The following is a 1,665-nucleotide window of genomic DNA, read 5'->3' on the forward strand; positions in this document are numbered from 1 at the left end:
CTCGGGCTTCTCTCGCTTCCCAGCCATTCTCTGGTCCTCTCCATAACGGGATCATTTTATCCTTGGGGGCGGACCACTCCAGCGGGGGCACTCCAGCCGGTCACGGCAGAGGCGGGCGATGTCTGGATCGCGTCCTACTTCGCACCGGAGGGGAAATACTCGGTTACCGAGGAATATTTCTCGCACACTGATTCCTCAGGTCCGCTGACCACGTTCGAAAACAGCGGTGTCTACGCCTATGGCGCAGAAGGCTCGTTCCCGACGCAGAGCTACAACGCCAGCAATTACTGGATCGACGTTGATTTCGAAGCGACGCCGACCGACACCGGCACTGGCGGGGAAGATCGCCTCACCGGAAGTCACCACGCGGACGTTCTTCTGGGCGCCGCCGGCGACGATCTTTTGACCGCGCGCTGGGGCGACGACATCCTGCGCGGCCAGGACGGCGACGACCAGCTTGAAGGGCAAGGCGGCGCGGATATCCTCATCGGCGGCGCGGGAGACGACCAGTTCGAGTTCTCCCGGTCGTGGCACTCGCGCGGCCATGGGCGCGACGAGATCCAGCCCGGTGACGGCAGTGCCGCATTCGAGGGCGCCGGCGTGGACGGAGGCGACATCATCGACCTGCGCGACATCGACGCCAACCGGTGGTGGGGCGGCGATCAGGCCTTCACCTTCGGCTCGACCGATATCGGGGGCCTGTCGCTGGTCGATGTCGGCGACAGCACGCTCGTGCGCGGCAATACTGATGGCGACGCCAGATTCGAGTTCGAGGTGATGATTCAGGATGGGGCCGAGGTTTCCGCTTCGGATTACTCGCACCTCGACTTCCTGCTCTGATCGGACAACGTCCATCACGAACAACAAGGCCGCCGACCGAGCGTCGGCGGCCTTTCCGATGGGCGGCAGTGAGGAACACCGGCTCCCGCAGGTCGCCCTGCTTCATGAAATCCGGCTGTCCGTCTGTCGCGACAGGGTTCAGGTGGGAGCCCTCTGGCGCAGAAGGCTGACCCAAGCACCCTGTCGCTGCCATCAATGTCCGCTCTTCGCCATTGATGGTAGTCATTGAGCTCCGCATGTGTCTGCAGTCAACTGACCCTGCTGGAAGGGGACCGGCAGTCATGTTCCTGTCAGGGCGTATTCGATGGTAGTACCGACGTCGATCTGCATCGTCGAGAATGATGCCTGCCTGCGTAACATGCTCGCGGAACTGCTTGTTGCCGACGGGTTCCAAGCGCGTGCGTTCGCGGGTGCGACCGAGCTTCTTGCCTCGGGCGAGCGCCAGGACCACGCCTGCTTCTTGATTGATCTGCAACTGCCCGGTGGGGGCGGCGTGCCCCTGCTGGAGACTGTGAGCGAACGTTGGCCGCAGGCTGCGATTGTTGCCATCATGGACCATGGCAATCCGGACATGGCGATCCGCGCGTTCCGTTCCGGCGCGTCGGACTTCGTGGAAAAGCCGGTAAAGACCGATGAGCTTCTGGAGGTTCTCCGGCGCGTCATCGCGAGAGCCAAGCGCCGATCCGCCAGAGCCGAGCCTGAACTTGCACCCGGTTTTGCCACCCTGACCCTGAGGTGGCCCCCGTTTTCCGGACAGTGTTGCGGCGCCGCTAAGCTTGCCTGTTGATCATGCCGCCGCTTTCAGGCCGGGGCCCTGATGGGCCT

At 63.5% G+C, this 1,665-nt stretch carries 2 protein-coding genes; both read left to right on the plus strand.

The annotated features are described in order from the left end of the window. The coding region (locus BM162_RS22170; RefSeq protein ID WP_143096310.1) for a DUF4082 domain-containing protein at positions 1-840 on the plus strand (840 nt) is incomplete at its 5' end. Between the two features lie 304 nt (positions 841-1,144). Next, on the plus strand, positions 1,145-1,627 hold the full coding sequence (locus BM162_RS22175) for a response regulator transcription factor (RefSeq protein WP_093426027.1): 483 nt from the start codon (positions 1,145-1,147) through the stop codon (positions 1,625-1,627). Positions 1,628-1,665: the final 38 nt, after the last annotated feature.

This window comes from Tranquillimonas alkanivorans, from assembly GCF_900115595.1.
Taxonomy (GTDB): Bacteria; Pseudomonadota; Alphaproteobacteria; order Rhodobacterales; family Rhodobacteraceae; genus Tranquillimonas; species Tranquillimonas alkanivorans.

What these genes read in the sequence shown, in the direction of transcription:
- BM162_RS22175 (WP_093426027.1), top strand. Translation starts at nt 1,145, where the DNA reads ATGGTAGTACCGACGTCGATCTGCATCGTCGAGAATGATGCCTGCCTG.